Origin of the sequence: uncultured Campylobacter sp. (assembly GCF_938040115.1) — a bacterium.
In the GTDB taxonomy this organism is placed as follows: Bacteria; Campylobacterota; Campylobacteria; order Campylobacterales; family Campylobacteraceae; genus Campylobacter_A.
In genome coordinates, this window is sequence record NZ_CALHXD010000147.1 from 1 (window position 1) to 3572 (window position 3572).

The following is a 3572-nucleotide window of genomic DNA, read 5'->3' on the forward strand; positions in this document are numbered from 1 at the left end:
GGCGGCCACTGCTGTAAGGGCAGCGACGTCATCGATATGGTGCGCTCTCACTGCCGCGTAAAATACCCGATGAAAAAAGCAGGCGGCAAATGGAAACGCATCAGCTACAAAGAGGCTCTCGACGAGATCGGCGCCAAACTAAAGGCGTATCGCGAAAAAAATCCGGAGCAAGTAATGTTTCTAGGCTCTGCAAAAGATTGCAACGAACAAAGCTATTATATAAGCAAATTCGTAGCGATGTTCGGGACTAATAACCTAGATCACCAAGCACGTCTTTGACACAGCTCTACAGTCGCCGGTGTGGCGAATACTTGGGGTTACGGAGCTATGACAAATCATCTTGGAGATATCCAAAACGCGAAGTCTATCTTTATAATCGGCGCAAATCCGGCTGTAAACCACCCGGTCGGCTTTAGGCATTTTCTAAAAGCGAAGGAAAATAACGGCGCAAAGCTAATCGTGGTCGATCCAAGATACACGAGAACTGCGGCTAAGGCTGATTATTTCGCTCAAATTCGCACCGGCACGGATATACCTTTTATGTACGGCATGATGAATATCATATTTCAAAACGGCTGGGAAGATAAGGAATTTATAAACGACCGCGTCTACGGTATGGATCTGATCCGCGAAGAAGCTGCCAAATGGACGCCTGAAGTCGTAGCAGATGTTTGCGGGATCAAAAAAGAGACGCTTCTTGAGATAACCGAAGTTTACGCTAAAAATCGCCCGGGATCGGTCGTTTGGGCGATGGGTCTAACTCAGCACACCATAGGCAGCTCAAATACCCGTATCGCTCCGATCCTGCAACTAGTGCTAGGAAATATGGGTGTTAGCGGCGGCGGCTGTAATATCCTTCGCGGCCACGACAACGTTCAAGGCGCGACGGATATGGCGAATTTGCCGACCGAGTTACCCGGATACTATCCAAAAAACGAAGCCAACTGGAAATACTTCGCTAAGATGTGGAAGGTTGATTTTGAATGGCTCCAAAAGAATTTCGTTAAGCCTGAAATGATGTTTAAACCCGGATTTACGCTATCAAAATGGTGGGCGGGCGTGCTTGACGGTAAAAACGGCAACGAAGCCGTAGATAATGCCGGCGACAGTATAAAAGCCTTAGTAGTAATCGGCAACGGTATCACCTCTACCGCGCAACAAGTAAAAGTAAAAGAGGGCCTAGATGCGCTTGAGCTTTTGGTTCTAGTAGATCCTTTCGTAAACGATGCCGGCGTGATAACTGACAAAAAAGACGACGTCTACATACTGCCTGCGGCGACGCAGTTTGAAACCAGCGGTACGGTTGTAGCGACAAACCGCAGCGGCCAGTGGAGAAGCCAGGTCGTAGAGCCTTTGTTTGAGAGTATGCCGGATCACGAAATTTTGTTTGAGCTTGCCAAAAGGCTAGGCTACTATGACGAGCTAACGCGCACGATCAGAGATGCCGAAGGTAAGATCGAGTGGCCTGAGGTCGCTACGCGCGAGATCGCAAATATAATAAAAACTATCGGCATGACGGGTTGGACTCCGGAAAGGCTCAAAAAGCACCAAGAAAACTGGGATAAATTTGACGAAAAAACAAGTCTAGGAAAACCGGGCACCGTAGTCGAAGGCGAGTACTACGGTCTGCCGTGGCCTTGCTGGACGGAGGATCATCCGGGTAGCCCGATACTTTACGATATAAACAAATCCGTTAGGCAAGGCGGTATGGGTTTTAGAAACCGCTTCGGCTTAGAGCATAACGGAGTTAGCCAATTAGCCGCAGACGGTAGCGCGCCCGTAGATTCGTTTGTCAAGGGCGGATATCCGGAGATCAAAAAAGATAACATCGAAAAGGTGCTAGGCATCACGCTAACCGAGGATGAAAAGGCTAAAATAGGCGGCAGCTGGATACATGACGATAGTAATATCATCGCTAAAAAATGCATGGAGAAAAACATCGCTCCGTACGGCAACGCGCGAGCTAGGACGATCGTTTGGACTTTTGCGGATCAAATTCCTCTTCACAGAGAGCCGCTGCATACGCCTAGATTTGATCTAGCGCAGAAGTATCCGAGCTTTGAGGATAAGAAACTTCAAAACCGCGTCGATACAAAATTTAAATCCGTCCAGCTAGCAAAGGACTACTCAAAAGAATTTCCTATTATCCTCACGACGGCTCGCCTCGTAAATTTTAGCGGCGCGGGCATGGAGACGAGAGCTAGTATGTATCTAAGCCGCTTGACGCCTGAGATGTTTGCGGATATCCACCCTGAACTTGCGGCTAAACACGGCATTAAAAACTGGGATTTCATCTGGGTTCATTCGCCTGAAGGTACTAAGGTTAAGGTGCGCGCCAGAGTGGTACCGTCCGTTAAACCCGACACCATCTTTATGCCGTTTCATTATGCGGGTTATATGCAAGGCGTTGATATGACGGGTAATTTCCCGGAAGGCACCAAGCCTTATGCGGTAGGCGAGAGCGCAAATACCGTCACTAACTACGGATATGATATAAACACTCAGATTCCTGAAACCAAAAGCGGTCTATGCCGCATAGAAAAGGCGTAAAATGAGCGAATTTAACGATAACAATAGACTTAAATTTTACTGCGACGACGATAGATGTATCGACTGTAACGGCTGTGCGGTGGCTTGCGACGAGGCTCACGAGCTGCCTCTTGGCATCCGCCGCCGCCGCGTCATCACGCTAAACGAAGGCGTACCTGGTAAGGAAATATCAACCTCGATAGCCTGCATGCACTGCGAGGACGCTCCGTGCTCGCTGGTTTGCCCGGTTGATTGCTTTTATATCAGGAGCGATGGTATCGTGCTACACGACAAAGATATCTGCATCGGCTGCGGATACTGTCTATACGCGTGTCCGTTCGGCGCGCCTCAGTTTCCGCGCGAGGGAGTGTTTGGCGCCAAAGGTTCGATGGATAAGTGCACGATGTGCGCAGGCGGTCCGCTACCGACAAATAGCGAAGCCGAGCGCGAAGAGTACGGCCAGGATAGAATTTCCGAAGGCAAAGTGCCGGTTTGTGCCGCAATGTGCTCGACAAAGGCGCTGCTAGTAGGCGAATCTGCAATGATAGAGAAAATCTATGGCGACAGAGTCAAGGCTCGCGGCTACGGCTTTAAAGACCTAAAACAAACTCCGACCTGGAAGCTTGCTTATTACGCGGGCGACAGGCTAAAATACAGCTTCTAAATTTATCCGCTCCGCTCGCTTTGGCGGGGCGAACTATAACACCAAATTTGACGCGGTTTGTCTGCGTCAAATTTGACTCAGATTTAAATCCTGCTAGGCTCAGTTTTAAAACTTTATCAAATTTGTCCAACTTCGGCTTTTTAAATTTAATCAAATTTTGCGCGAACGGTTTATTAAATTTGAGTGTTAAATTTGAAATAAAAAAGTAGGTAAAATTTAAGTAGAAAAAGGGCGGTCTCCCGCCCTAAATTTACGCTCTAACAGGCGATAAATACGGATTTGCCGAGTGCATCGACATCTCGTTTTGCTCTCTAAATTTGATAAATTCCTCTTCGCTTAGACGCCTGATATTTGCTATCGTCATCTTTAGCGGCGTGAT

At 48.1% G+C, this 3572-nt stretch carries 2 protein-coding genes; both read left to right on the forward strand.

Going from position 1 to position 3572, the window contains the following annotated elements; translation table 11 throughout:
* The coding region (locus tag Q0314_RS05340; RefSeq protein ID WP_298057321.1) for a formate dehydrogenase subunit alpha at window positions 1-2550 on the forward strand (2550 nt) is incomplete at its 5' end.
* Between the two features lies 1 nt (window position 2551).
* A complete protein-coding gene (gene fdh3B / locus Q0314_RS05345; RefSeq protein ID WP_298057323.1) occupies window positions 2552-3193 on the forward strand; it encodes a formate dehydrogenase FDH3 subunit beta in 642 nt (213 codons plus the stop codon).
* Window positions 3194-3572: the final 379 nt, after the last annotated feature.